Origin of the sequence: Algoriphagus persicinus, from assembly GCF_035156415.1 — a bacterium.
GTDB lineage: Bacteria > Bacteroidota > Bacteroidia > Cytophagales > Cyclobacteriaceae > Algoriphagus > Algoriphagus persicinus.
Window position 1 is genome coordinate 141,572 of sequence record NZ_JAYEEY010000012.1, and the last position, 22,802, is coordinate 164,373.

Annotated in this window: 26 protein-coding genes, 1 tRNA gene and 1 riboswitch; of the genes, 9 read left to right on the forward strand and 18 right to left on the reverse strand. The window is 40.6% G+C overall.

Going from position 1 to position 22,802, the window contains the following annotated elements; genetic code table 11:
- The first annotated feature begins 26 nt into the window (after positions 1-26).
- Positions 27-488 (forward strand): CBS domain-containing protein, encoded by a 462-nt coding sequence (locus U3A58_RS11360; RefSeq protein WP_323823546.1) that lies wholly within the window; start codon positions 27-29, stop codon positions 486-488.
- 61 nt (positions 489-549) lie between these two features.
- On the opposite strand, the gene U3A58_RS11365 is transcribed toward U3A58_RS11360, so the two are convergent.
- The 4 genes from U3A58_RS11365 to U3A58_RS11380 all read right to left on the reverse strand — a co-directional run bounded on the left by U3A58_RS11365 (position 550) and on the right by U3A58_RS11380 (position 4,275).
- Positions 550-1,722, reverse strand: coding sequence for a trans-sulfuration enzyme family protein (locus U3A58_RS11365; protein ID WP_323823547.1), 1,173 nt, complete (start codon positions 1,720-1,722; stop codon positions 550-552).
- A gap of 102 nt (positions 1,723-1,824) precedes the next feature.
- Positions 1,825-1,927: riboswitch (SAM riboswitch) on the reverse strand.
- Positions 1,928-1,986: 59 nt separating this feature from the next.
- Positions 1,987-2,547 carry an aminoacyl-tRNA hydrolase gene (gene pth, locus U3A58_RS11370; RefSeq protein ID WP_323823548.1) on the reverse strand — a complete coding sequence of 187 codons (561 nt, stop codon included), beginning with the start codon at positions 2,545-2,547 and terminating at the stop codon, positions 1,987-1,989.
- A 194-nt stretch (positions 2,548-2,741) separates the two neighbouring features.
- On the reverse strand, positions 2,742-3,323 hold the full coding sequence (locus tag U3A58_RS11375) for a 50S ribosomal protein L25/general stress protein Ctc (RefSeq protein ID WP_323823549.1): 582 nt from the start codon (positions 3,321-3,323) through the stop codon (positions 2,742-2,744).
- A 25-nt stretch (positions 3,324-3,348) separates the two neighbouring features.
- Positions 3,349-4,275, reverse strand: a complete 927-nt coding sequence (locus tag U3A58_RS11380) for a ribose-phosphate pyrophosphokinase (protein WP_323823550.1) — start codon at positions 4,273-4,275, stop codon at positions 3,349-3,351.
- A gap of 385 nt (positions 4,276-4,660) precedes the next feature.
- Between U3A58_RS11380 and U3A58_RS11385 the strand changes: the two genes are divergently transcribed.
- From U3A58_RS11385 to U3A58_RS11395, 3 genes are all read left to right on the forward strand, one after another.
- A complete protein-coding gene (locus U3A58_RS11385; RefSeq protein WP_323823551.1) occupies positions 4,661-7,357 on the forward strand; it encodes a M14 family metallopeptidase in 2,697 nt (898 codons plus the stop codon).
- 305 nt (positions 7,358-7,662) lie between these two features.
- The gene (locus tag U3A58_RS11390; protein ID WP_323823552.1) at positions 7,663-8,382 is read left to right on the forward strand and encodes an EcsC family protein; all 720 of its coding nucleotides are present in this window, start codon (positions 7,663-7,665) and stop codon (positions 8,380-8,382) included.
- A gap of 51 nt (positions 8,383-8,433) precedes the next feature.
- Positions 8,434-9,585: an aminotransferase class V-fold PLP-dependent enzyme gene (locus tag U3A58_RS11395; RefSeq protein WP_323823553.1), complete on the forward strand. Its 1,152-nt coding sequence runs from the start codon at positions 8,434-8,436 to the stop codon at positions 9,583-9,585.
- Positions 9,586-9,655: 70 nt separating this feature from the next.
- Here the strand turns inward: U3A58_RS11395 and U3A58_RS11400 are convergent.
- Positions 9,656-9,728 (reverse strand) — tRNA-Gln (locus U3A58_RS11400).
- A gap of 316 nt (positions 9,729-10,044) precedes the next feature.
- On the opposite strand from U3A58_RS11400, the gene U3A58_RS11405 reads away from it, so the two are divergent.
- Positions 10,045-10,290, forward strand: coding sequence for a hypothetical protein (locus U3A58_RS11405; RefSeq protein WP_323823554.1), 246 nt, complete (start codon positions 10,045-10,047; stop codon positions 10,288-10,290).
- Between the two features lie 54 nt (positions 10,291-10,344).
- Here the strand turns inward: U3A58_RS11405 and rplI are convergent, their stop codons facing one another.
- From rplI to U3A58_RS11425, 4 genes are all read right to left on the reverse strand, one after another.
- Complete coding sequence (gene rplI, locus U3A58_RS11410) at positions 10,345-10,788, reverse strand: 50S ribosomal protein L9 (RefSeq protein WP_323823555.1); 444 nt, start codon at positions 10,786-10,788, stop codon at positions 10,345-10,347.
- 39 nt (positions 10,789-10,827) lie between these two features.
- On the reverse strand, positions 10,828-11,079 hold the full coding sequence (rpsR, locus tag U3A58_RS11415; RefSeq protein ID WP_057937597.1) for a 30S ribosomal protein S18: 252 nt from the start codon (positions 11,077-11,079) through the stop codon (positions 10,828-10,830).
- A complete protein-coding gene (gene rpsF, locus U3A58_RS11420) occupies positions 11,076-11,447 on the reverse strand; it encodes a 30S ribosomal protein S6 (protein WP_323823556.1) in 372 nt (123 codons plus the stop codon). Before rpsF ends, rpsR begins: the two co-directional genes overlap by 4 nt.
- A 126-nt stretch (positions 11,448-11,573) precedes the next feature.
- Complete coding sequence (locus tag U3A58_RS11425; protein ID WP_323823557.1) at positions 11,574-12,503, reverse strand: coiled-coil domain-containing protein; 930 nt, start codon at positions 12,501-12,503, stop codon at positions 11,574-11,576.
- Positions 12,504-12,520: 17 nt separating this feature from the next.
- Between U3A58_RS11425 and U3A58_RS11430 the strand changes: the two genes are divergently transcribed.
- Positions 12,521-13,111 carry a methyltransferase domain-containing protein gene (locus tag U3A58_RS11430; protein ID WP_323823558.1) on the forward strand — a complete coding sequence of 197 codons (591 nt, stop codon included), beginning with the start codon at positions 12,521-12,523 and terminating at the stop codon, positions 13,109-13,111.
- Here the strand turns inward: U3A58_RS11430 and U3A58_RS11435 are convergent.
- Entirely contained in the window at positions 13,100-13,879 is a 780-nt protein-coding gene (locus tag U3A58_RS11435) for a class I SAM-dependent methyltransferase (RefSeq protein ID WP_323823559.1), read from the reverse strand. The two genes, U3A58_RS11430 and U3A58_RS11435, sit on opposite strands and share 12 nt — an antisense overlap.
- Before the next feature lies 1 nt (position 13,880).
- Positions 13,881-14,267 carry a Co2+/Mg2+ efflux protein ApaG gene (apaG, locus tag U3A58_RS11440; RefSeq protein WP_323823560.1) on the reverse strand — a complete coding sequence of 129 codons (387 nt, stop codon included), beginning with the start codon at positions 14,265-14,267 and terminating at the stop codon, positions 13,881-13,883.
- A 62-nt stretch (positions 14,268-14,329) separates the two neighbouring features.
- Between apaG and ung the strand changes: the two genes are divergently transcribed.
- Positions 14,330-14,992 carry a uracil-DNA glycosylase gene (gene ung / locus U3A58_RS11445; protein WP_323823561.1) on the forward strand — a complete coding sequence of 221 codons (663 nt, stop codon included), beginning with the start codon at positions 14,330-14,332 and terminating at the stop codon, positions 14,990-14,992.
- 33 nt (positions 14,993-15,025) lie between these two features.
- Here the strand turns inward: ung and lepB are convergent, their stop codons facing one another.
- The 7 genes from lepB to U3A58_RS11480 all read right to left on the reverse strand — a co-directional run bounded on the left by lepB (position 15,026) and on the right by U3A58_RS11480 (position 20,715).
- Positions 15,026-16,099 carry a signal peptidase I gene (lepB, locus tag U3A58_RS11450; protein ID WP_323823562.1) on the reverse strand — a complete coding sequence of 358 codons (1,074 nt, stop codon included), beginning with the start codon at positions 16,097-16,099 and terminating at the stop codon, positions 15,026-15,028.
- A 15-nt stretch (positions 16,100-16,114) separates the two neighbouring features.
- Positions 16,115-16,837: a 4-hydroxy-tetrahydrodipicolinate reductase gene (dapB, locus tag U3A58_RS11455; protein WP_323823563.1), complete on the reverse strand. Its 723-nt coding sequence runs from the start codon at positions 16,835-16,837 to the stop codon at positions 16,115-16,117.
- A 2-nt stretch (positions 16,838-16,839) separates the two neighbouring features.
- Positions 16,840-17,433 carry a DUF5683 domain-containing protein gene (locus U3A58_RS11460; RefSeq protein ID WP_323823564.1) on the reverse strand — a complete coding sequence of 198 codons (594 nt, stop codon included), beginning with the start codon at positions 17,431-17,433 and terminating at the stop codon, positions 16,840-16,842.
- A 2-nt stretch (positions 17,434-17,435) separates the two neighbouring features.
- Positions 17,436-18,347, reverse strand: coding sequence for a ParB/RepB/Spo0J family partition protein (locus U3A58_RS11465; protein ID WP_323823565.1), 912 nt, complete (start codon positions 18,345-18,347; stop codon positions 17,436-17,438).
- A 2-nt stretch (positions 18,348-18,349) separates the two neighbouring features.
- Entirely contained in the window at positions 18,350-19,132 is a 783-nt protein-coding gene (locus tag U3A58_RS11470) for a ParA family protein (protein ID WP_323823566.1), read from the reverse strand.
- A 304-nt stretch (positions 19,133-19,436) separates the two neighbouring features.
- Positions 19,437-20,123 (reverse strand): DUF2490 domain-containing protein, encoded by a 687-nt coding sequence (locus U3A58_RS11475; RefSeq protein WP_323823567.1) that lies wholly within the window; start codon positions 20,121-20,123, stop codon positions 19,437-19,439.
- Position 20,124: 1 nt separating this feature from the next.
- Positions 20,125-20,715: a hypothetical protein gene (locus tag U3A58_RS11480; protein ID WP_323823568.1), complete on the reverse strand. Its 591-nt coding sequence runs from the start codon at positions 20,713-20,715 to the stop codon at positions 20,125-20,127.
- Between the two features lie 803 nt (positions 20,716-21,518).
- Here U3A58_RS11480 and U3A58_RS11485 point away from each other — a divergent pair.
- Positions 21,519-21,977 carry an Ig-like domain-containing domain gene (locus U3A58_RS11485; RefSeq protein ID WP_465038359.1) on the forward strand — a complete coding sequence of 153 codons (459 nt, stop codon included), beginning with the start codon at positions 21,519-21,521 and terminating at the stop codon, positions 21,975-21,977.
- Positions 21,871-22,802 (forward strand): Ig-like domain-containing domain (locus tag U3A58_RS11490; RefSeq protein ID WP_323823571.1); only part of this gene is annotated, 932 nt, incomplete at its 3' end. The genes U3A58_RS11485 and U3A58_RS11490, both read left to right, overlap by 107 nt.

Sequence of the window (22,802 nt, forward strand, 5' to 3'; positions counted from 1 at the left end):
ATTCGTTCATCCTTAATTTTTAAGCTATGGTAAAAAGTTTTCAAGGGGTTAGAATGGCAGAACCCAAAAAAGCCCCAATTCCACAAATTCTCGTCAAAGAATACATGAGTACTAGCTTGATCACCTTTAAGCCGGATGATACCATTGATCAGGTGATGGAGCTACTCACTAAGCGAAAAATATCAGGAGGACCTGTGATTGACGCTTCTGGCGTATTGGTTGGAATTATATCGGAGGTTGATTGCCTCAAAGAGATTATCAAAGGGAAATATACCAATACTCCGAAATTTCCGGCTAAAGTAAGTGAACACATGTCCAAAGATGTCCTTACACTGTCGCCTGATTTATCAATATTCGATGCTGCATCAGAATTTTTATTACACAAAATCCGAAGATTCCCAGTAATGAAGGATGGAAGGCTGTTAGGACAGATCAGCTTGAGTGATATAATTCGAGCCTTTCCTACCTTGAGGCAGACTACTTGGTAAAATAGCTTTAGAGAAAAAAGTGAATGCCTCCACAAAGGAATACCTTGATGGAGGCATTTTTTTATTTTGAAGAGGCAATCGCTCTTTCTACATCTAATATGATGTCTTCATAATGCTCTAGTCCCACAGAAAGTCTCACTAGGCCATCCGAAATCCCTACTTGGGCTCTTTCATCAGAAGAAAGTTTGCTATGTGTGGTGGAAGCTGGATGAGTGATAATACTGCGGCTGTCGCCAAGATTAGCGGTTATAGAGATCATTTGGAGCTGATCGATAAATTTCTGGGCACGGCTCACTCCGCCTTTCAAGTCCAAAGTAATTACCCCTCCACCCTGACTCATTTGTTTTTTGGCGACTTCGTATTGTGGGTGAGATTTCAGGAAAGGATATTTTACTGCAAGCAATTCTGAATTACCTTCGAAATACTCCGCTACTTTAAGCGCGTTGCTACAGTGTCTATCCATTCTCACACCCAATGTTTCCATACTTTTTGCCAGAATCCAAGCGTTGAATGGGGATATAGATGGTCCGGTATGTCGGGCGAAAAAATGTATTTCTTTCATCAAATCAGCTTTGCCTAAAATCAAACCACCCAGAACTCTTCCCTGTCCATCGATGTATTTGGTGGCACTGTGAGTCACAATATGCGCACCCCATTTTGCTGGTTGCTGAAGGTATGGCGAAGCGAAGCAATTATCTACTACTAAAATCAGCTTATGTGCTGCTGCGAATTTACCAGCCCATTCCAGATCGATGATCTCCAAACCAGGATTGGATGGCGTTTCTATAAAAAGCATTTTGGTGTTGGGCTGCACGAGTTTCTCCCAGTTCAAATAGTCCGAAATGTCGCCGTACGTAGAGTTGATGCCCCACTTAGGAAACACTCTGGTTAATAACTGATGTGTAGAGCCGAAAAGTGATCGGGCAGCAAGCACATGATCACCTTGTTGCAGTAGAGCGGCAATGCTTCCAAACATTGCAGCCATTCCTGATGCTGTCGCGAATCCGTCTTCTGTTCCCTCAGCAGTGCAGACCTTTTCGATCAAATCACTGGAGTTGGGATTGGCATAGCGGGAATAGATATTTCCTTCTATCTCATCTGCAAAAGTAGCCCTGGCTTCTTCTGCAGAATCAAAGGTAAAGCTGGAAGTAAGGTAGATCGGAGCAGAGTGCTCTCTTTGGCTGGACTTTGAGGATGAAATCCGTACAGAATTCGTTTCGAAGTGCTTACTCATTTATTGATCAGTTTAGATTTTGACAAGACTCATCAAGCAGATTTGAGAAAATCAAACCCAAGGGCGAAAACGAACTAAAAGGGATTATTTGTGAAGTAAGCCAATCTATAGTTCCCGCATTGGGTAGGATTTGGCACCGTTCTCCGTTTCGGGATGGTTGCCAGAGGGTCATTGAGCCTAATCTCTCGCCTCTTCTTTATAAATCAGTTGCCTGAAGTGGTACAAAGAAAGAACGGGATTTGGGAATTTCCAAATCTTATTCGATCAATCGTTAAATTGATTCATGGTGCGGTCTATTCCAATAACGCAAAAACTGAGGCTCATTTCTATTGCTTTGTCCATAATCGTAGGTAAATCAGTAAATTCATGTTGCGTGAATTTCCCTAAAACAAAGTCAATTTGTCTTCCTTTAGGAAAGTCATCACCTATTCCCATTCTGAGTCTTGGATAGTTTTGACCACCTGTGAGTTCCTCAATGTTTTTTAGACCGTTGTGGCCAGCTGCACTTCCTTTAGGCTTTATGCGAAGTTTCCCGAAAGGAATGGCTACATCATCTACGATGACCAAGGTGTTTTCTATGGAAATCTGGAGCTCTTTCAACCAATAATTCATTGCCTTACCGCTTAGGTTCATGTAAGTAGTAGGTTTGATAAGGTGGATTATTCTGCCTTTATGCTTGAATTCCGTCTTAAAAGCAAGTCGGTCACTTTTCCAGAGACATCCTTTTGAGTCAGCTAGTCTGTCCACGGTCAAAAATCCGATGTTGTGTCTGGTAAGTTCGTATTCGGGTCCAATATTCCCGAGGCCTATTATTAGGTGTTTCATGAGTTGATAATTGTTTTTCAAAGGCCACATAGCCTGTCCCGAACTCGATTCGGGAGGGTCTCGCAGGTCTTATAATCATCCCAGTGTGTGAAGTTTGCGACATGCTCGATTTCATTTTACTTTCGCTAGAAGGCTTGAAAATAAAAAATCCTGCCCAGTTATGGGCAGGATTTTGAATGAATAAAAGACTGAATCTATTCTTCGTCTCCGCCTTTCTTGCCTCTAAGTGCTCTTGGAATACCAATAGTCAGGATAGAAACGTTTGGATTTGTTAGGATTTCGAAGCCTTCAACTTTTAAATCCTCAACTTTAAATGATTTTCCTAAGTCGAGGTTGGAAATATCAACAGGGATAACATCAGGGAAGTCTTTTGCAAGGCCTTTTACTTTCAGTACTCTGGTTTTCAACTCTAATTTACCACCTTTAGCAAGCCCTGGAGAGCTTCCTTCAACTTTCACTGGAATTTCAAACTTGATAGGCCTGTCATCAGCAAAAGCTACAAAGTCAGCATGAAGAAGTGCCTCACTTACCGGATGGAATTGTGCGTCCTTCAATACTGCTTTGATGATGGTTCCTTCGATGTTCAAGTCAACCATGTGTACCTCAGGAGTATAAATCAAGTCTCTGAAAAGGATGATTGGTGAATAGAAGTGAATCTGCTCTTTGATACCAGGTCCGTAAACCACGCAGGGAACATTACCTGATTCTCTCAATTCAGAAAGACTGGCACTGTCGAGATTTGCTCTTTTAAACCCTATAATCTCTAGATTTTTCATAGTGTATTTGTATTAAAATTGGTTCTTAAATAAATAAAGAACTGATAGAAGTATTTCCTGTCACGGCATGAATTGCCTTGGCGAACAGGTCAGCTACTGTCAATACTTTAATTTTGGATGAGTGTTGTTTTGGAAAAATGGTGTCAGTAATTACCAATTCATCTAAAGCTGAGTTTTCGATGTTTTCATAAGCTTTGCCAGAAAGTACGCCATGTGTTGCAATAGCCCTTACTGAAGTCGCTCCTTTTTCCATGACGATTTGAGCAGCTTTACAGAGTGTCCCTGCTGTATCTACCAAATCATCCACAAGAATAACATCCTTACCCTCTACATCCCCGATTACTTGCATGGAAGCAATTTCGTTGGCTCTTTTTCTGTGCTTATCACAGACTACCATTTCTACTTCAAAATGCTTGGCATATGCCCTGGCTCTTGCTACTCCTCCTACATCTGGAGCTGCAAAAATCATATTTGGAAGCCTTATCGAATTCAAATAGGGCACAAAAATAGCTGATCCATTCAAATGATCCAAAGGTATATCGAAAAAACCTTGAATTTGTCCGGCGTGAAGGTCGCACGTCATGATTCGATCTGCTCCTGCGGAGGTGATCATATTGGCGATTGCCTTAGCTGCGATCGAAACCCTTGGCCTATCTTTCCTGTCTTGTCTTGCATATCCGAAATATGGAATTACGGCACACACTTTATATGCGCTGGCTCTTTTGGCGGCATCTATCATTAGACAAAGCTCCAGCAGGTTGTCACTTGGTGGAGTAGTGCTTTGTACCAAAAAGACGGTGCAGCCTCTGATGGATTCATTGAAACTGGGCGATAATTCGCCATCACTGAATTTGGAAAGAGTTAGGTCGCCTAGCTTTTTACCATAGTTTTTAGCGACTTTCTCTGCAAGTGACTGGCTGTTAGTGCCTGAAAATATTTTAACCTCGGACATGGTTAGTTGTTTTTTTCGGGAAAGGTGTAGAATGGATTCAAGATCAAAAGTAATGATTTTTGAATGGAAGGCTAGGGTGTTTGGAGTTGGTTCAGAAGATAATTTTGACTTCTGATATTTTTAAACTCACTCTTAAAACAACTAATTGTGAAAAATATTTCTTTTTCAAGACTGAAGAAAGCAATTGGTAATAGATGATCTTTTCACCCTAATTCAGTGAATTGAATTTTAATTTACTATCGACGATTTCATTGGTTTCGTCTAGTGATTAGCTTATTGCTTTTATTTTCCAATCCTGTAAAATATCAACAAAAGAATATTTTGATTACGGGTGACCTCTTTTTTCGTGCTAATTTAGAAAGCGAATAAACTAACCCATAGGCTTATGAGATTAAAAACTACACTAGCTATTCTGCTTATATTCTTGTCCATAGGAGTATATGCCCAGCGTATTCCGACGCCAAAAGCTCACTTTGGCTTTGATATAGGAGATGATTACAAACTTGCCAATTTCACAGAAACTGAAGCTTACTTCAAGAAAGTAGCCGATGCTAGTGACCGAGTAAGAATGGTAGAAATTGGCAAAACTGAGAACGGCAGATCTCAGCCTATGATGATCGTGACCTCCCCGGAAAATTTTGCGAAGCTGGAGCAATACAAAGAGATTTCGCAGAAACTTGCTCATGCTGAAATCCCCCGTGAAGAGGCTGAAAATCTTTCTGTAGAAGGCAAGCCTGTGGTGTGGATAGATGGAGGTTTGCATGCCAATGAGGTCGTAGGTCCACATCAATTGATTGAGACACTATATCAGCTGGCGTCTAGAGAGGATGCGGAGACACTGAAGATCCTAGACAACGTAATTATTTTACTCGTGCATGCGAATCCTGACGGGATGGAAATTATGTCGGATTGGTATATGCGAAAGGATGATCCGGTGGCCCGTGATCAGAATATTCCTATCCTCTATCAGAAATATGTGGGGCATGATAACAACCGGGATTTCTACATGAATAACATGAGCGAGGCGGCTAATATGTCTTTTCAGCAATACGTAGAGTGGATTCCTCAGATTATTTACAATCACCACCAGACCGGCCCCGCAGGAACAGTGGTGGCTGGCCCTCCCTATCGAGACCCGTTCAATCATGTGTTTGATCCGTTGATTATTACAAGCTTGGATGCTGTAGGGGCTGCCATGATTAATAGAATGCATCAGGAAGATAAGCCTGGCTACACGAGATTAGATGGCTCTGTGTTTTCTACTTGGTGGAATGGAGGGCTGCGAACTACTCCTTATTATCATAATATCATAGGCGTTTTGACGGAAATTATCGGCAATCCCACGCCTACTAAGGTTCCTCTGGTGCCAGAGCGTCTTATTCCAACTAATGGCACTCCCTATCCTGTAACGCCCCAAGATTGGCATTTCAGACAGTCCATCGATTATTCTGTCTCATTGAATTACGCGATTTTAAATCATGCAGTGCGGCACGGTGATGAGTTGCTACTGAATATTTATTTGATGGGCAAGAAGTCTATAGATAAAGGCAGTGAGGATAATTGGACGATGTATCCTAAATATGCGCAAGCTGTGGAAGATGCTTTTAAAGAATCTCAAAAAAGTAAAGATGATGATAACTCTTCTAGGTCAAGATATCCTGTTCAGTTCTACGATTCTGTATATACAGATCCGTCCAATAGAGATCCTAGAGGGTATATTCTTTCAGCAGATCAGCCTGATTTTCCTACGGCAGTGAAATTTATGAATGCGTTGATCAAATCAGGGATTTTGGTGGAAAAAGCTACTGAAGATTTTACTTTAAATGGGAAAACTTATCCAGCGAATTCATTCATCGTGAAAACAGCACAAGCTTTCCGTCCACATGTGATAGATATGTTTGAACCACAAGATCATCCCAATGATTTCCTTTATCCGGGAGGCCCACCAATCCGTCCCTATGATGCGGCAGGCTGGACTTTGGCTTTGCAAATGGGCGTAGAGGTAGATAAGTTATATGAAGGCTTTGATGGGCCATTTGAGAGAATTCCATACGGGGAAATTCAAACTCCTCCAGCTAAAACTTTAGCAAATGGATCAGGCTATTTATTTGATGCGCGAAACAATAACAGTTTCATGGCGGTAAATGATCTATTGAAAGCAAAAGTGAAAGTTTATAGAACCACTGCTACGGTGGATGGACTGCCAGTTGGTTCTTTTTATGTAAGTGGAGGTAAAAAGGAATTGGAAGTGGCGGCTAAGGAATACGGAGTGTATCCGGTGCCTGCATCCATGCCAAAAGGAACCACTCAGATACAGTCTGCAAGAATTGGGCTGTATGATTACTATGGAGGTTCTATGCCTTCCGGTTGGGTTCGCTGGATGATGGAGCAATTTCATTTTGAATACCAATTGGTGTTTCCTCAAGAAATTGATGCTGGAAAGCTGAATGATAAATACGATGTACTCTTATTTATCAGTTCAGGAATCCCAGGTGTTGGTTCTCGAAGTTATGGTAGATCGCAACCTAAGCCAGAAGAAATCGATGAAAAATACCATCATATGTTGGGAAGCTTCAGCGTTGATAAGTCAGTGCCTGAGTTGAAATCCTTTCTGGAGAATGGTGGAAAGGTTATTTCCGTAGGCTCTGCCACTGAGCTGGCTTATCATTTTGAGCTACCCGTAGAAGATGCGCTGGTAGAAATCGATGCAAATGGGAAAGCCAAATCACTTCCAGGCGAGAAGTATTACGTGCCAGGCTCTGTGCTGGAAATGCATGTGGACAATTCAGTGCCTATTAATTACGGTATGGGTGAAGAAGCTTACATCATGTTCAACAGAAGTCCGGTATTCAAATTGTCACCTTCAGCTGGAAACAAGGGGGTGAAGCCAATTGCATGGTTTGGAGATGATGAGCCGTTGAGAAGTGGCTGGGCATGGGGACAGTCTTATTTGAAAAATGGAGTGACTGCCTTTGAAGCGCAAATCGGTAAAGGGAAATTCTATGCTTTTGGTCCAGAGATTACTTTCAGGGCTCAATCGCATGGCACATTTAAGATGCTGTTTAATGGACTTTACAAATAAATACAAGTAGCTATTTACTCATTTTAAACCGCCGTTAGGGTGTTTTTTTATGGAAATTCATTAACCATCGTGGTCGAAGTTAACCTGCTTCTCTAGATGCTAGACTCTATACACAGCCTTAATTCATAAATCTTTTTTATCTTAAACTTATATTCTTCACACCCCTCCTTTTTCTTTGCATCATGGCAAACATCAACTCAACTTTTATCTCAGGAATACATAATTGGTGCGGTCGATGGTGTGAGCGCTGTGCCTTTACGGCGAGATGTAGAGTTTTTGATAGTATCGCAAACTAAACTGATTTTATGGAATCCTATTTACACTATGCCCATGCTGAGCTTGCGCTTTGGCAATATAAAATGAAGAAAAAGCCCAGTCTTGGAGGGCGGCTTACGCATGGGGTTCAGAATAAAATCAATAGCTGGATTCCAGATAAAGTTCATAAAGCGATCACTATCGCGATAGAAAACATGGTCAAAGTCGTAATTACAGGCTCGAGTTGGATTGTTCCAAAACCACCTGAAAGTCTGTCGTTCCAGCAGCGGGAGTTCAAAGTGAGAAGTAGGATTAGGTGGTATAGGAATACGGCCTCAGCCGAAGGTGCGATCACAGGAGCAGGAGGTATTCTGTTGGGCTTTGCGGATTTTCCTGCTTTTCTCACTATCAAGATGAAAATGCTTTTTGATATTGCGGCACTTTATGGCTTTGATACCAAGGATTTTCACGAGCGCTTATTTCTGCTGCATGTCTTTCAACTTAGTTTCTCTGGTCAGCAAAGAAGGAACGATCTGATAGGACTTGTGGAAAACTGGGAGGAATACCGGGACACTTTGCCCAAGGATCTCAAGGACTTTGATTGGAAAACTTTTCAATTGGACTATAGAGATTACATAGACCTTGCGAAACTTGCACAACTGATTCCAATTGTTGGAGCTGGGGTGGGGGCGATTGCGAATTACCGCTTGACGGAGCATCTTGGGAAATACGCAATGAACGCTTATAGATTACGTGTGTTAGAGGTATAAGCCGCTAAGTCGGAACTGTTGCATTTCAAAAAGAGAATTAATTCAACATCTATGGACTCTCAGAAACACCTTTTTAGCCTTGACCCAGCTCTTCATTACCTAAATTGTGGGTACAAGGGGCCGCTTTTGAAATCAGCTGAACAAGCTGCTATTGGAGCACTTATACGGGAAAGAAACCCAACTAGTATTACACCTGAAGATTTTTTCACATTACCTAAAGAAGTGAAAGCACGATTTGCTGAGTTGGTAAATTGTGATCCGCTGCAAGTCGCATTGATACCGTCAAGTTCTTATGGTTTTGCTACAGCATTGGGTAATATTTCATGTGATCCGGGGCAGCATGCGATCGTGTTGGAGGATGAATTCCCTAGTGGATATTTTTCTCTGAAAACATGGAGCGATAAGAATCAAGCTATACTAAAAGTGATTGGGCCTGACAAGGATGTTCTGATGCCAGGAGAAAGCTGGAATAAAAACTTATTGGATAGTATTACTTCAGAAACAGCAGTGGTACTAATGTCTTCTGTGCATTGGATGAATGGATTGAAATTCGATCTGGAGAGTATTGGGCAAAAATGTAAAACTGTTGGAGCGATTTTCATTGTAGATGGCACTCAGTCCACGGGGGCTGCAGAGATGGATGTCAAGCGTTTTAAGATTGATGCCTTGATTTGTGCAAGTTACAAATGGCTCTTCGGGCCTTATGGATTGGGGATTTCCTATTTTGGGCCTGCATTTGACGGTGGAGAGCCATTGGAGGAATCTTGGATGAACCGCACCAATTCGCAGGATTTTGGGAATTTGACCAAATATGATCACGAGTACACGGAGGAATCTGGGCGCTATAATGTAGGGGAAATGAGCAATTTCATTCTTTTGCCTATGCTGAATGAAGCGCTGAAACAGATTAATGAATGGACTGTTGCGGAAATAGCCCGCTATTGCCAAAAGCTAACCAAGCCGCTATACGAGTATTTAAAAAGTCGTGAAGTTGTGATGGAAGAGGAGCACTATACTTCACTTCATCTTTTTGCGTTAAAACTGCCAGAGGATAGTGATGACGAGCTTTTGATGAATAATCTTCACGCAAACAAAATTTTTGTTTCTAACCGTGGAGGGAATTTGCGAGTGTCGGTGAACGTGTTTAATACTGCTGAGGATATTGACAAGCTGATTCAGGTTTTAGAGGCTAGTAGATCTTAAGAATGAGTTTTAGGTTTTCAAAAAAAAGAGTATAAAAAAACCGCTGATGTCAGCGGTTTTTTACGGTTAGTTGGCTTACCAGGGCTCGAACCTGGACTCTTCTGAACCAAAATCAGACGTGTTGCCAGTTACACCATAAGCCAGTTTTACTTAAGATCCCCATGTGTATCTCTTAAAGTGTCACAAAGGTAGAGTCTTGCTTCTTTTTTTCCAAACTAGCCTTCAAACATTTTTTGGTTTTTCAGCTAATTACCTTGGAATCAGCTGAAAATAATGATTCTTTAAGCTAGGGGTAAATGTTGTAATGTTTAATTCAAAATCAAATTGCTATTTCAAGAAACGAATGTATCACTCTTTCATATTGCGATATTGTTAACAGTGAGGCGCTTGTATTGCTTAATTAGAAATGTTTATTCATTTTTGTTAAAATATTGAAAAACTATTAAACCATTATTTACCATGCAAGTAGAGAAATTAGAGAAGATAGTACCCGAAGTAATAGAGAAACTGGGAAAATTGAAGTCAGGAGATACGCTAGCTGCGGAGCTTTCTTGGTGTTGGGTGAGCTACCAAAATGATCAAAACTCAGTAGGTGTGATCGAAAAAAGCCAGCAGGCTCTAGCCGTGTTCAAAGAAGCTAGAGAGAAAAATAGTAAGGCAGTTCCTACGAAACTGGTGGAAAGTCTAGAAAAAGCATTGAATTAAGCATAAAAAAACCCCGAAATCATCGGGGTTTTGATTTTTTTCCATGTGAAAGGATTATTCTCCTGACACGTTGAATTTTACGTTGGTCTTTACTTCTCTATGAAGATCAACTTCAGCAGCGAATTCTCCAGCACCATCTACTGGCGTATTGATAGAGATTTTCTTTCTGTCGATTTCGATACCTTGAGCTGCCAATGCATCAGCAATCTGAAGTGTAGTTACTTTACCGAAGATTTTACCTGATTCACCGATTTTCGCTTTGATCTCCAAAGTAAGAGCTTCAAGTTTCTCTGCGATATTCTGAGCTTCAGTTTTAATCTTTTCTGCTTTGTGAGCAGCTTGCTTGATATTCTCAGCAAGAATTTTCTTGTTAGAACCAGTTGCAAGTACTGCGAAACCCTGAGGAATCAGGTAGTTTCTTCCGTACCCTGGTTTTACAGCTACCAAGTCATTCTTATAGCCAAGACCTTTGATGTCTGTTTTTAGTATGATTTCCATTTGTAATGATCTTTTGTGATTGGACGATACAAGACCGAATTATTTCAACCCATCGGTTACGAATGGCAACAAAGCCAAATGTCTTGCTTTTTTGATAGCCTGAGCTACTTTTCTCTGGAATTTCGCAGAGTTTCCGGTAAGTCTTCTAGGAAGAATTTTACCCTGCTCATTGACGAACTTCAACAAGAAATTAGGATCCTTGTAGTCAATGTACTTGATGCCGTGCTTTTTGAATCGGCAATACTTCTTTCTGATTTCGCCTCTATTGATTGGCTCGTTTACTAGTGTCATTTGGTGGCTTCCTCCTTAGCTTCGACTTTTTTGTTAAACTCTCCTTTTCTTCTTCTTTCGGCATAAACAATGGAATGCTTATCCAAAACAGTAGTCAAGAATCTCATCACTTTCTCTTCTCTTCTGAATTCTACTTCGAATTTGCGGATGAGCGTAGGATCGGCTTTGAATTCGACCATAACGTAGAAACCTGTAGTCTTTTTTTCAATGGGATAAGCCATTTTCTTAAGACCCCAATTTTCCACATTAATAACGTCTGCCCCCAGTTCTTTTAACAAGTTCACAAACTTGTCGACAGTATCCTTCATCTGAACATCAGATAAAACGGGAGTTAAAATGAATACCGTCTCGTAATTTCTTTGGAACATTTTTTTAATGTGTTTAAGGAATTTAATAAACAGGATGCAAAAGTAGGGAAAACCCTGTTGTATTCCAAATGGATAACAAAGTCATGAGCAGTGATGTCAAAAAAAACCTCCCGTGGGAGGCTTTGATTATTTTACAGTGAAAGTCTTGGAGCCGACTTCGTAATTGTCTACGAAGACCTTGACCTGATGTGTGCCTGAAGCATAATCTGAGCCCTTCTCGTAGAAGAATGTTAACTCCTGCTCTGTGTTGTCAAAAATAACGTCCTGTTTGACTGTATAGAATTTCTCTGCGCCATTCATCATAAAGGTGCCAGATCCTTTTGCCACATCAAAGATCGGCTGCTCATTTGGTGCCAATACCTGGACATAAATGTTTCTTGGGCCTTTTTCAGCGACTTTGTTATCCGCAAGATTGAAGCTTACTTTGATTCGTTCGATCTGTCGGTTTTTAAAATCTTTGGTGGTCTCTACGCGTTCCTTTCCCCTAGAATTTACGGCATATATTTCTATGTTTTCAGCTTTCAGCATAGAAGCTACATTCACCTTGGCTTGCAGATCTTCCTTTTGGATATTCAGCTGTGCCACTTCTTCCTCAATTTCAGCTTGTGTGGTTTTTAGATCTTGGTTTTCGGTAAAAAGCTGTTGGTTCAAAGCTCGTAGTTCCAGAATCTCCTGATCTTTCTCTACGATCATGTTGTTATAGCTTTTAATTTTCTCATTCAACGCTATTATCTCTGAAGAACTTCTTTGTCTAGAAGTATTTCTTTCGGCGATTAATTGGTTACGAACGTCTTCGAGAGCTTTCACATCTCCCCCAAGTTTTTCGATTTCTTGAATCCTGAGATCCAGCTGATACGTGACAGAATCCAGGCGCTTGTTTAAATCATTGTTTTCAGTAGAAAGCAGTAGGATTTCCTCAGTCTTTTTAGTCCGATCTACATAATCCGTATACAGTTTGATTCCACTTATTAGTACTAAGAGGACCAAGACTATTATGATAATGTTTTTTCCTTGGTCTTTCTTTTCGGGCGAGTTTTTTTCAAATTCAGTATTCATTAGAATATGGCGTTATAATGGCTTTTTTAGATAATAATTTTTGGACTGAAAGATACTCCTCAGGCAAAACAGGATGGGATATTGGCTTTGCCTCTCCACCACTTGTGCAATATTTAGACCAAATTGAAAATAGGAGTATCCAAGTTCTGCTTCCTGGGGCTGGTTCAGGGTATGAAGCAGCGCATGCTAGGCAATTGGGATTCAATGAGCTACATATCTTGGACTTTTCCGAGGAGCCATTGGTACGGTTTAAGTCCTTGAACGGGGATTTCCCGCTAGATCAGATCCACAATGAGGATTTTTTTCAGCACAAGGGTCAATATGATTTGATTTTGGAGCAGACATTCTTTTGTGCCCTTGATCCAATCCTCAGAGCAGATTATGTATTGAAAATGAAAGACTTATTAAGGCCTGGCGGTAAATTAGTTGGTGTGTGGTTTGACAGGGAATTTGATTTTGAAGGCCCGCCATTTGGTGGGAAGAAGGAGGAGTATGAAGCACTTTTAGAAAAGTATTTTGAAATTAAAACAAGTGAGCCCTGTTACAATTCCATTCCAGAGCGATCAGGCTCAGAAGTATTTATGATTTTGAAGAATTCAAAAATCTAACACGTACTCAGTTTTTTCTCCGGAGTAATCGAAGAATACAATTCCACATTCGTAAAAATCCAAACTGAGTCGGACTTCTGGTCTGCTTTTAATTTCTATCCATGCTTTTTCCATTTCTCGGGACCAATGAATATCTCCTATGGCAATGATAGATTTGGAGTGGGTTTTTGGTAGAATTTGCTCAAAATACGTTAGTGTCCCTTTGTAAGTATGAGTTGCATCTATCAAGGCGAAGTCCACCTTCTTTAATGTCTTGAGCGTGGTGGGGAGGGCTTGCCAGAGCTCACCCACTACGATACTTATATTATTAAATCCCTGCCCAGGCTTAGCAAGTCTTGCGATTTCGTTAGAGCCTTCGAAAGTGTAGAGTCGTCCTTGCGTGACTTTGGATAGATACCTGCTCCCTATGCCCATGCACATGCCCAATTCTAGTACTGTTTCAGCTGGAGTAAGCGTGACAAAAAACTGATAAAGTTGGGCGAATTTCCTACTACTTGTGCTGAATTTGGTAATGGCAGAGACTCGTCTGTTGGCAGTATTGACGCTTTTGGATCCTGCGCCATAATCGTCCACCTCAATTATTTCATCTGAAGAAAAAAGGTTATTTCTATAGGTTTCAATTTCCAGATCTGCTTCCTTTCTAGCTTTTATAAAACAGTTGAGATTTTGATAAGTGTTGAATAAAAACGGCGATTGAAGCGAGTACTTGTCTTCTTTCTTGAGCCAGTAAGTCAGGTAGGATAAAAGAGGGTAAAGTTTGTTCAGCAAATCAGTTATGGAAATAACTGGCTATCATATGAAATTCTGGAATTATAACTTCAAAATTACTTCCATCAAAAAGTTTTTCCATATAGAAAATCCCAGACATCTTCCCCAAACCAGATTTTAAATTGCATCCCGAAACGTAGCTATGTGATTCTCCAGGCTCCAAATATGGCTGTTGCCCGACTACGCCGTCGCCTTCAACTATTTTTTTGACTTCTGCAGCATCATATATTTCCCATCTACGGCGTAATAGTTGCACAGTGTGGCTGCTTTTATTTTCAATAGTTACCTTGTATGTAAATACAAAATGATGCTGGTGAGGACTTGAGAATTCCGATTGGTAGGTGACTTCAACACTCACCTGAATCCCAGATGTAACTGCAATTGCCATATATTAACCGATTTAAAAGTCTGTAAAGATACGAATTATAGTTTTAATGTCAATAAATACTGATGGAAGTCAAAATAGAACCCAGCTGGGGAAATGCGTTGAATCATTTGTTCGACCAAATTTTTTTTAAAGACCTAGTTTCGTTTGTGAGAGACGAATATGTCAGTGCAAAGGTTTACCCACCAGCTAAAGAAATTTTTAATGCATTCAATCATTGCCCTTTAACGTCTGTGAAAGTGGTGATACTTGGTCAGGATCCTTATCACGGACCGGGTCAAGCACATGGGTTATCTTTTTCAGTGAAGCCAGGAGTGCCTTTACCTCCGAGTCTTGTGAATATTTTTAAGGAAATAGAGTTCGATCTAGGCCAACCTTTGCCTACACAGGGAGAGCTTACCCGCTGGGCAGGTCAGGGTGTTTTTCTACTGAATGCCACGCTGACTGTAAGAGCACATCAAGCAGGTTCTCATCAGAAAAAGGGGTGGGAGAAATTCACCGATGAAGTGATTAGAACGATCAGTGATACGCGTGAACATGTCGTTTTTTTGCTTTGGGGAGCTTTTGCTCAAAGGAAAGCTTTACTTATTGATTCTAAAAAACACTTGATTTTGACAGCTCCTCATCCAAGTCCACTTTCTTCTTATCGTGGTTTTTTTGGCAGCCGTCATTTTTCAAAAACCAACCAGTATTTGATGGCACATGGGAAGGAGCCAATTGATTGGTAAAAGAAAAGCCCTGAAATCCTCAGGGCTCTACGCTTAATTTATTCCGCTAAATATTCTGCTCCAGCGGATCTTGCTGAACATCGATTCATGCTTGTCCAATGAGAGCCACAGGAACCATGCTTTGCCTACGATATGATCTTCTGGCACAAAACCCCAATAGCGGGAATCCAGTGAATCATGTCGATTGTCACCCATCATGAAGTAATAATTCTGCTTGAATGTATAGCTGTCCACTTTTTGCCCATCGATGAAGAGTTGCCCTTCTCGCACTTCTACATTCTCTAGACCTTCATATTTCTCAATGGTGAAACTGTATTTCATGACATTTTCATTGCTCATTTCGATTGTCCAGCCTTCCGCAGGGATTTTAAGAGGACCGTAGTTGTCACGATTCCACCCCAAGGTCATTCCATCTGGGAAAACACCTGACTCTCCACCGCTTTTCTGGATTCGTTTAGTCACAGAAGTTACCACTGGCGATGATTCTAATCTATTAATTACCTCCACCGTAGCGAAAACCAAGTAGCCTGAGCCATCACTAAATGTCAAATGGCTTTCAGGATTGATCTCATATTGATTGAAGAAATCTTCGGTAAGTGGTCGATTAGTAATCACATCGTAGGAATACTGCATCTCTGCTGGTCTGGGAGCGAGTTCATTATTTACATATACATCTCCTTTCCTTACTTCGATTACATCTCCGGCAATTCCGATTGCCCGTTTGATATAATTTGTTTTCAGATCTGTAGGATATTGAAATTCAACAGGATAATTAAATACGACCACATCATTTCTCTCTACCTCTGAAAAACCGGGAAGTCTGTAATAGGGAAGCTGAATGGCGTCTGAATAGGATGGCATTTCTGTGCCCCAGACTTTCTGATGCGTAAGAGGAACCTGCAATGGTGTCATCGGAAATCGAGTACCGTAATGCATCTTGCTTACGAAAAGAAAATCGCCCACCAAAAGTGACTTTTCCATTGAGGCTGTGGGGATAGTGAATGGCTCTAGTAGTAACCACCGGATCAAACTGGCTGCTACTACTGCAAAAATCAAGGCATCACCCCATTCTCTGGCGGCAGATTTTTTTTTAGTTGACTTACTCATGATTGGTTTTTAAGTTCAGAAAGATAGAAAATCATCCATGGAAAGCACGCCTTTCTTTCCTTGAATCCACTCAGCCACCAAAATTGCGCCAAGGGCAAACCCTTGCCTGCTGTGGGCTGTGTGTGTGATTTCAATATCGTCGATTTCAGACGAGTAGCGAATAATATGCGTTCCAGGAGCTGGGTCTATCCGCTTGGAAGTGATTGGTAGCGAATGTTCATTTTCGTTCACTCCTTCGGACAGATTCCAGGTATTCAGTTCAAGTATATTTTTGATAATGCCTTCGGCCAATGTGATGGCCGTTCCAGAAGGCGCGTCTTTTTTAGCGGTATGATGAATCTCTTCCACTGAGCTTGTATAGCCGGTAGTTTCATTCATTAGCTTGGCTAAGAATTCATTGACTTTGAAAAAGATGTTGACCCCTATACTGTAATTTGAAGCATAGAAAAATGCCCCGTTTTTAGTAAGGGTCAATTGGTCTATTTCTGGCTTTTGATCTAGCCAGCCGGTAGTTCCCGAAACAACGGGAATGCCACGTTCAATTGCCCATTTTATATTATCTACAGCTGCCTCAGGTTGGCTGAATTCTATCGCCACATCAATACTAGTGGGGTCTAGAGAATTCAAATCACCCAGGTTGTCAATAGTGATTTTTCCGGCAATGCTATGACCACGGGATTCTGACAACTGGCCGATCAGCTGTCCCATTTTTCCGTAGCCTAGAAGTAAAATATTCATGATTAAAAGTTGAGTTTTATAGAAAGCCCCATAGATGTATTGTTGGAGGAAAATCTTTCGTAGTGAGGTTCAAATTTCAATGCGATGTCATCCGATACATCAAATCCAGAAAGATGTGCATCCACATTCGCATCTATTAAATTCAGTGCATAAATCCCTGCCAAAACAAGGTAGCAAAGATCACGGTTTTTTCTCCAATAGTTCACATTCCGCACCAAGCCATCACGGTTTAAGCTGGGGAAATCAGTTGGCAATTCATCATCAAAATCAGAAAGAGCCTGTTTGAAGACTTGATAGCGACGATTGTTAAAACTTATGAAGTAAATATCTGTAATAAGACCTCCATAAATTAGGGGGACTTTCCAGGATTTCCCATTATATACTTGCCCTGCTCCTGGCAAAATGGCAGAAAGTATCGTAGCTTTTTTAGGATTCTTTGGAAGTAAGGAATAATCTGGCTCCACTGTTGAACTCTCGGGTTTTTCTTCTTCCTGAGCAAATAATGTGGTGCTCAGACTAAAACAGAAAAGCAAAAGACCCACTAAAATCAGTGGGGCTTTATGTGGTAATATGCTAAGAGAAACTGGACGCTTCAAGGTTAGATGATTTCTAGGATTTCTAGAATCCGGTTCAAATCAGAGGCAGAATTAAAAGGTATTTTAATTTCACCTTTATTTTTAGGATTGGACTTCAATGCTACTTTAGTTCCAAAGTGGGAGGCAAGTCGCTGCTGGAGCTTGTTGATTTCATATTTTCTGACAGGGTCAAGTTCTGAACCAGTTGGTTTTTCGGGTTTTCCTTCATTCAAAGCCTTTACCAAAGCTTCCACTTTTCGCACACTCAATTCTTCCGCTACGGCTTTTTTGAAAATTGCCAGCTGCGTATCCACGTCTTCTACATTAATCAATGCTCGGGCATGCCCCATCGATAGTTGCTGATCTCGTATGGCGCCTTGGATACTAGGTGGAAGCTTGAGAAGTCGTAGGTAATTATTTACTGTAGTTCGGTTTTTCCCGACCCGATCTCCTAGCTCTTCCTGCTTTAAGTCACATTCTGCAAGCAATCTCTGATAGGATTGTGCGATTTCCAGAGCATTTAAGTTTTCCCGCTGAATGTTTTCGATTAGTGCCATTTCCAGCATTTGCTGATCGTTGGCAGTACGGACGTAGGCGGGGATTTGAGTTAAGCCAGCGATTTTAGAAGCTTGAAACCTGCGCTCTCCAGAGATTAGCTGATATTCATCTGTTTCAAGTCTTCGAACTGTGATAGGCTGAATGATTCCTTGAACCTTGATGGATTCTGCAAGTTCTGCTAATGTAGCCTTGTCAAAATGAACCCGGGGTTGGAATGGGTTGACCTGAATTTGCTCAAGAGGGATTTCGAAAATCCCGGTTTTAACTACCTGAGGTAAAATATCCTCAGATTTGTGCTTAGAAGGGCTATCTTCGAGCAAAGCTCCAAGACCTCTTCCTAAAGCACTCTTTTTTCGATTCGGTTTTTGGTCTGACATAGTTATTTGGGCACTTTTTGCAGGTCATTCTTCTGAGCGATTTCGCCAGCAAGGTTCAAATAGGCTACCGATCCTTTGCCATCTGCATCAAAAGATATAGCGGGTAAACCAAAACTAGGTGCCTCACTGAGTCTCACGTTGCGCGGAATGATGGTTTCGAAAACCATGTTTTTGAAATGTAGCCTAACTTCTTCCACCACTTGATTGGAGAGGCGAAGTCTCATATCATACATGGTTAGTAAGATTCCTTCGATTTCTAAATCAGGATTCAGTCTGGTTTGAATTATTTTTATAGTATTCAATAATTTACCCAATCCTTCTAAGGCAAAATATTCACATTGCACTGGGATAATTACTGAATGAGCAGCTGTAAGTGCATTGATTGTAATTAGTCCTAAGGAAGGAGAACAATCAATAATGATGAAATCATACAACTCTTTAAGGTCATGAATCACCTCTTTCATCTTTTCCTCTCGATTATCCAAATTAATCATCTCCACCTCAGCGCCGACCAAGTCAATATGCGATGGTACCAAATCTAGGTATTCCAGTTCTGTATGGTGGATGATCTCTTTTACATCAATGCCATCCACCATGCACTCGTAGATGCTTGTGTTGATGGATTTGGGATCATGACCCAGCCCGGAGGTCGTATTAGCCTGCGGATCAGCGTCAATCACCAGGGTCTTAAATTCCAGGACAGCCAAACTAGCCGCCAAGTTCATCGCTGTGGTAGTTTTGCCTACTCCGCCTTTCTGATTGGCTATGGCAATGATTTTTCCCATGGTGTTATTTGAAGAGTAATTTAATCTCAATATTAAGCAAAATGAATTCTTTTCTGGCTGATCTCCCTGCTTTTTTTAGCTAGAGGTACACGTTCTGGCTTAACTGTTTTCAGGCTATACGCAGGTATTAATAGGGTGTAATCTATTGGGATATAGGTTCTTTGTTTAGCTTTCGGTGGCCTCGAATGGCTTGTGTAAGCCGTGTTATTTCTAGCGTAGGCACTTGTTAATGCGAGTTAAGGCAAACAATGGGTGTGGGGATTAATTATCGTTCATCTTTTTAACCCGCATGATGCATTTTAACTCAAAAACTATAAAAGTACCCGATCTTTGCCCAAAGCCGAGTCCGGAAACCTTCCTGAATAAACTTATCCGTACGGTAATCTATACTCCATTCTAGTTTTTGACTAGAAGTGAGCAGTTTACCTAAGGAGAAAACCAAGCGATTTTCGATTTCAAACTCTCCTTCCTGAAGGCTAAGAATTGGCTCGTTGGATAAGACCAAATAATGCTCGCCCGGGTCCAAGGTGCTTCCCGCAAGCGGAATCTCAGTCGCCATCCGGTATCGAAGCCTGATTTCTACCGACTCACCTGTGGTGAACGTCTGGTCAGTCCTAATACGATGTGCTAGTTTCATTTCTCTAAGTCTGTTTACTAAAGCAAATTGCTGAATGATCCTTTTGGCATTGGCTCCCTCCTGGATTCTGTGGAATACGCCAAAAGCAATACTTTTTGTAGGGTTTAGCTTGACATCATAAAAGCTCATCAAATCAGTTCGGTAATGGGTAAGCTGCAAATTTTCCCTTTGCTCTATTGCATTGTTATAGACAACATTCTGATGCTCAATTTTGAAAATTATCTTTTGATCATTTTTTAATTTCTTGGTAAGTGTAGCTTCAGGAAAGAGGCCCGTAAAAAACTGATGATCTTGACTAAGAGCAGTAGCAAAACTCATAAGCAGTAAGAAAATGCTTAAGTATATTCTTATCATGTTAAAAAATGAGGTTTTCGCTAGGTGTCAAGATTATTTTACGCTTCTGGATAAGTTGGCCATCTTCGGAAAATAAGCCCTCCCAAAGTTCTGAAGCTCCATTCTCATCAGGTCCTATATATTCTATTTCGTAGCGGGTCAAGATTCCTTCTAGCCTATTTTCATCAAAAAAATCTTCGAGATCATCGGATTCTCCAGAATATTGGATTTGAATTCGTTTAATATCCGAACTTTTATAATCTGTAGAAAGATAGGCCTTCAAACCATTTTGAAGATCTGAAGGAAGCTTTTCAAAATCTAACTCAACTTCTACATCCTGGATCCTACCAATGGAATCAAATTCAACGCTGTAAAATTCACCCTGTAGCTTAAACTTAGCCTCATAGGAATAACCCGATTCGAATACTTCCTTGTACCACTTGATCCTCCTGGTAGATTCGAAAGCATCATATAGCCAATCTCTCGCCTCTTTAGGTACTTCATTTTCCTTTATTCCAAATTCCCGCTCTATCTTAACTTGGGCAAACGAAGACTCGGTGATCATCCCATAAAAAAGCAGAATAGGAATAAGTTTTAGAACAAGTTTCATCATGGATCTACTTTTTTGAACAAAAACCGGAGTAACTAAATACGATCATCTTTAGGAAAAGCTTAGAATTTAACGAAATCTTTTTGACTACCCTCACTGTGATTCGATGGAAATCAAATAATTCATGATATGGAAGAATAATTCCATTTATGGACTATTTCATAATAAAAGCAGGAAACAATTTGGAAGGCGAGTCAAAAAATATCCTTCTCAAAAACTAAACAGCAAAGCTAGACCCAGATAGTGATGTTGGGTACTTCCGACTTCAGTATCCTAGCCATTTTTCTCCCAAGAAAACCAAGACTACTGACAAAATAGAGGATGTATATATTTTTATCTCATCAGAAATAAACTTGCCTCCAAGTTGATTTGAAATGGTTGTGAATTGAATGTAAGCAATGGATATTTTTTCATTAAATCGGCCTAAAAATAACCTTTTTTGAAGCTTTCAAAATCAGTGAATTATATAAGCCTTTTCTTTTTTAATATAATTTTTTCGAGAAAGAGTGCCATCATCTTTGCTCCAGTAGACCTCAAAATATGTTTGCTAGGATGCCTAAAACCAAACTTTTAACCAATTACAGATTTGATATCACCAATCTCATAATTTGTTATTTAAGCGGTTTTATTACTTCCTCACTCGATTTGTCCTGAGGAATTTATAATGATTACACGGCATACTAATTAAAAAATAAAATTTAAGTTATATGAAAACAGAAAGTACAAAAAAACGATTTTGGCAAACCATTTTGGTTGCCTTATCTATTACAATAATCTTCGGAAGTTGTCAAGATACATTTGACGAAATGCTGGGGATTTGTCCGGAGGTAGAATCTACAAATCCAGATGATGAAGCAATAGGAATACAGCTGAATAAGGTCATCGCGGTGACCTTCAATGATGAAATGAACCCTTCCTCTATTACAGATGAATCCTTTAGTTTGAGAGTCGTTAATTCAGCGGGTGAAATTGAAAGCGATGTTCCCGGGGCTTTGACTTATGATGCGTCAAACAATACCATGAGTTTTCTCCCAGATGCTCCTCTTGCCCCTAACACAACCTATACAGGTAGAGTAGAGCCGATTGTGAGGGATCTAATGGGAAATGCTTTGCAAGCACCTTATATATGGACTTTCNGAGCCGATTGTGAGGGATCTAATGGGAAATGCTTTGCAAGCACCTTATATATGGACTTTCACCACTGGTGTTGCACCTACAGTGACGGCTACCAATCCTGCGAATCTATCAACAGGAATTGCCCTTAATAAATCCATTACTGCAAAATTCAGTGCTGAAATGGATCCTTTATCAATCAATGTGTCTTCTTTTACTATTCAAACCGACTCAACTTCAATAGAAGGAAAGGTAAGCTACCTTGACAGCATAGCGACATTTATCCCTTCAATCGATCTATTGCCTGAAACTACCTACACAGGTACAATTAGTGTTGAAGCGGTAAATACAGATGGAATTCCTCTTGCAAATAACTATACCTGGACATTTAATACAGGCGCTGCACCGACGGTTGTCTCAACAGATCCTGCTGACAAGGCTACGAATGTTTCAGTTAATACAGGAATCAATGTGATTTTCAGTGAAACGATGGGTCTAGCTACAATATCTGGATCAACATTCACGGTGAAGCAAGGAAATACGGCAATAGGTGGAAAAGTAACCTATTCCGGAACTTCTGCTACATTCACTCCGGACACTGCTCTTTCTCCCAACCTTGTTTATACTGGTATGATCAGCACAGGTGCTAAGAATACTTTAGGCATTGCCATGGCAAGGAACTATGTTTGGACATTTACTACAGCTGCTGCAGTATTTGCTCCGACTGTAACTTCTACAGATCCTGTAAACAACGCGACAAACGTGGCATTGAACAAGACTGTCAAAGCCGTTTTCAGTGAAGCAATGAATCCTGCTACAATAACAGGAGCAACATTCACACTGAAACAAGGTAATACAGCAGTTGCAGGTACGGTAACATATACAGGCACAACAGCCTCATTTGTACCAAACAACCCCCTTTCGCCTAGCCTTGTCTATACCGCTACTATTACTACTGGTGCTAAGAATTTATCAGG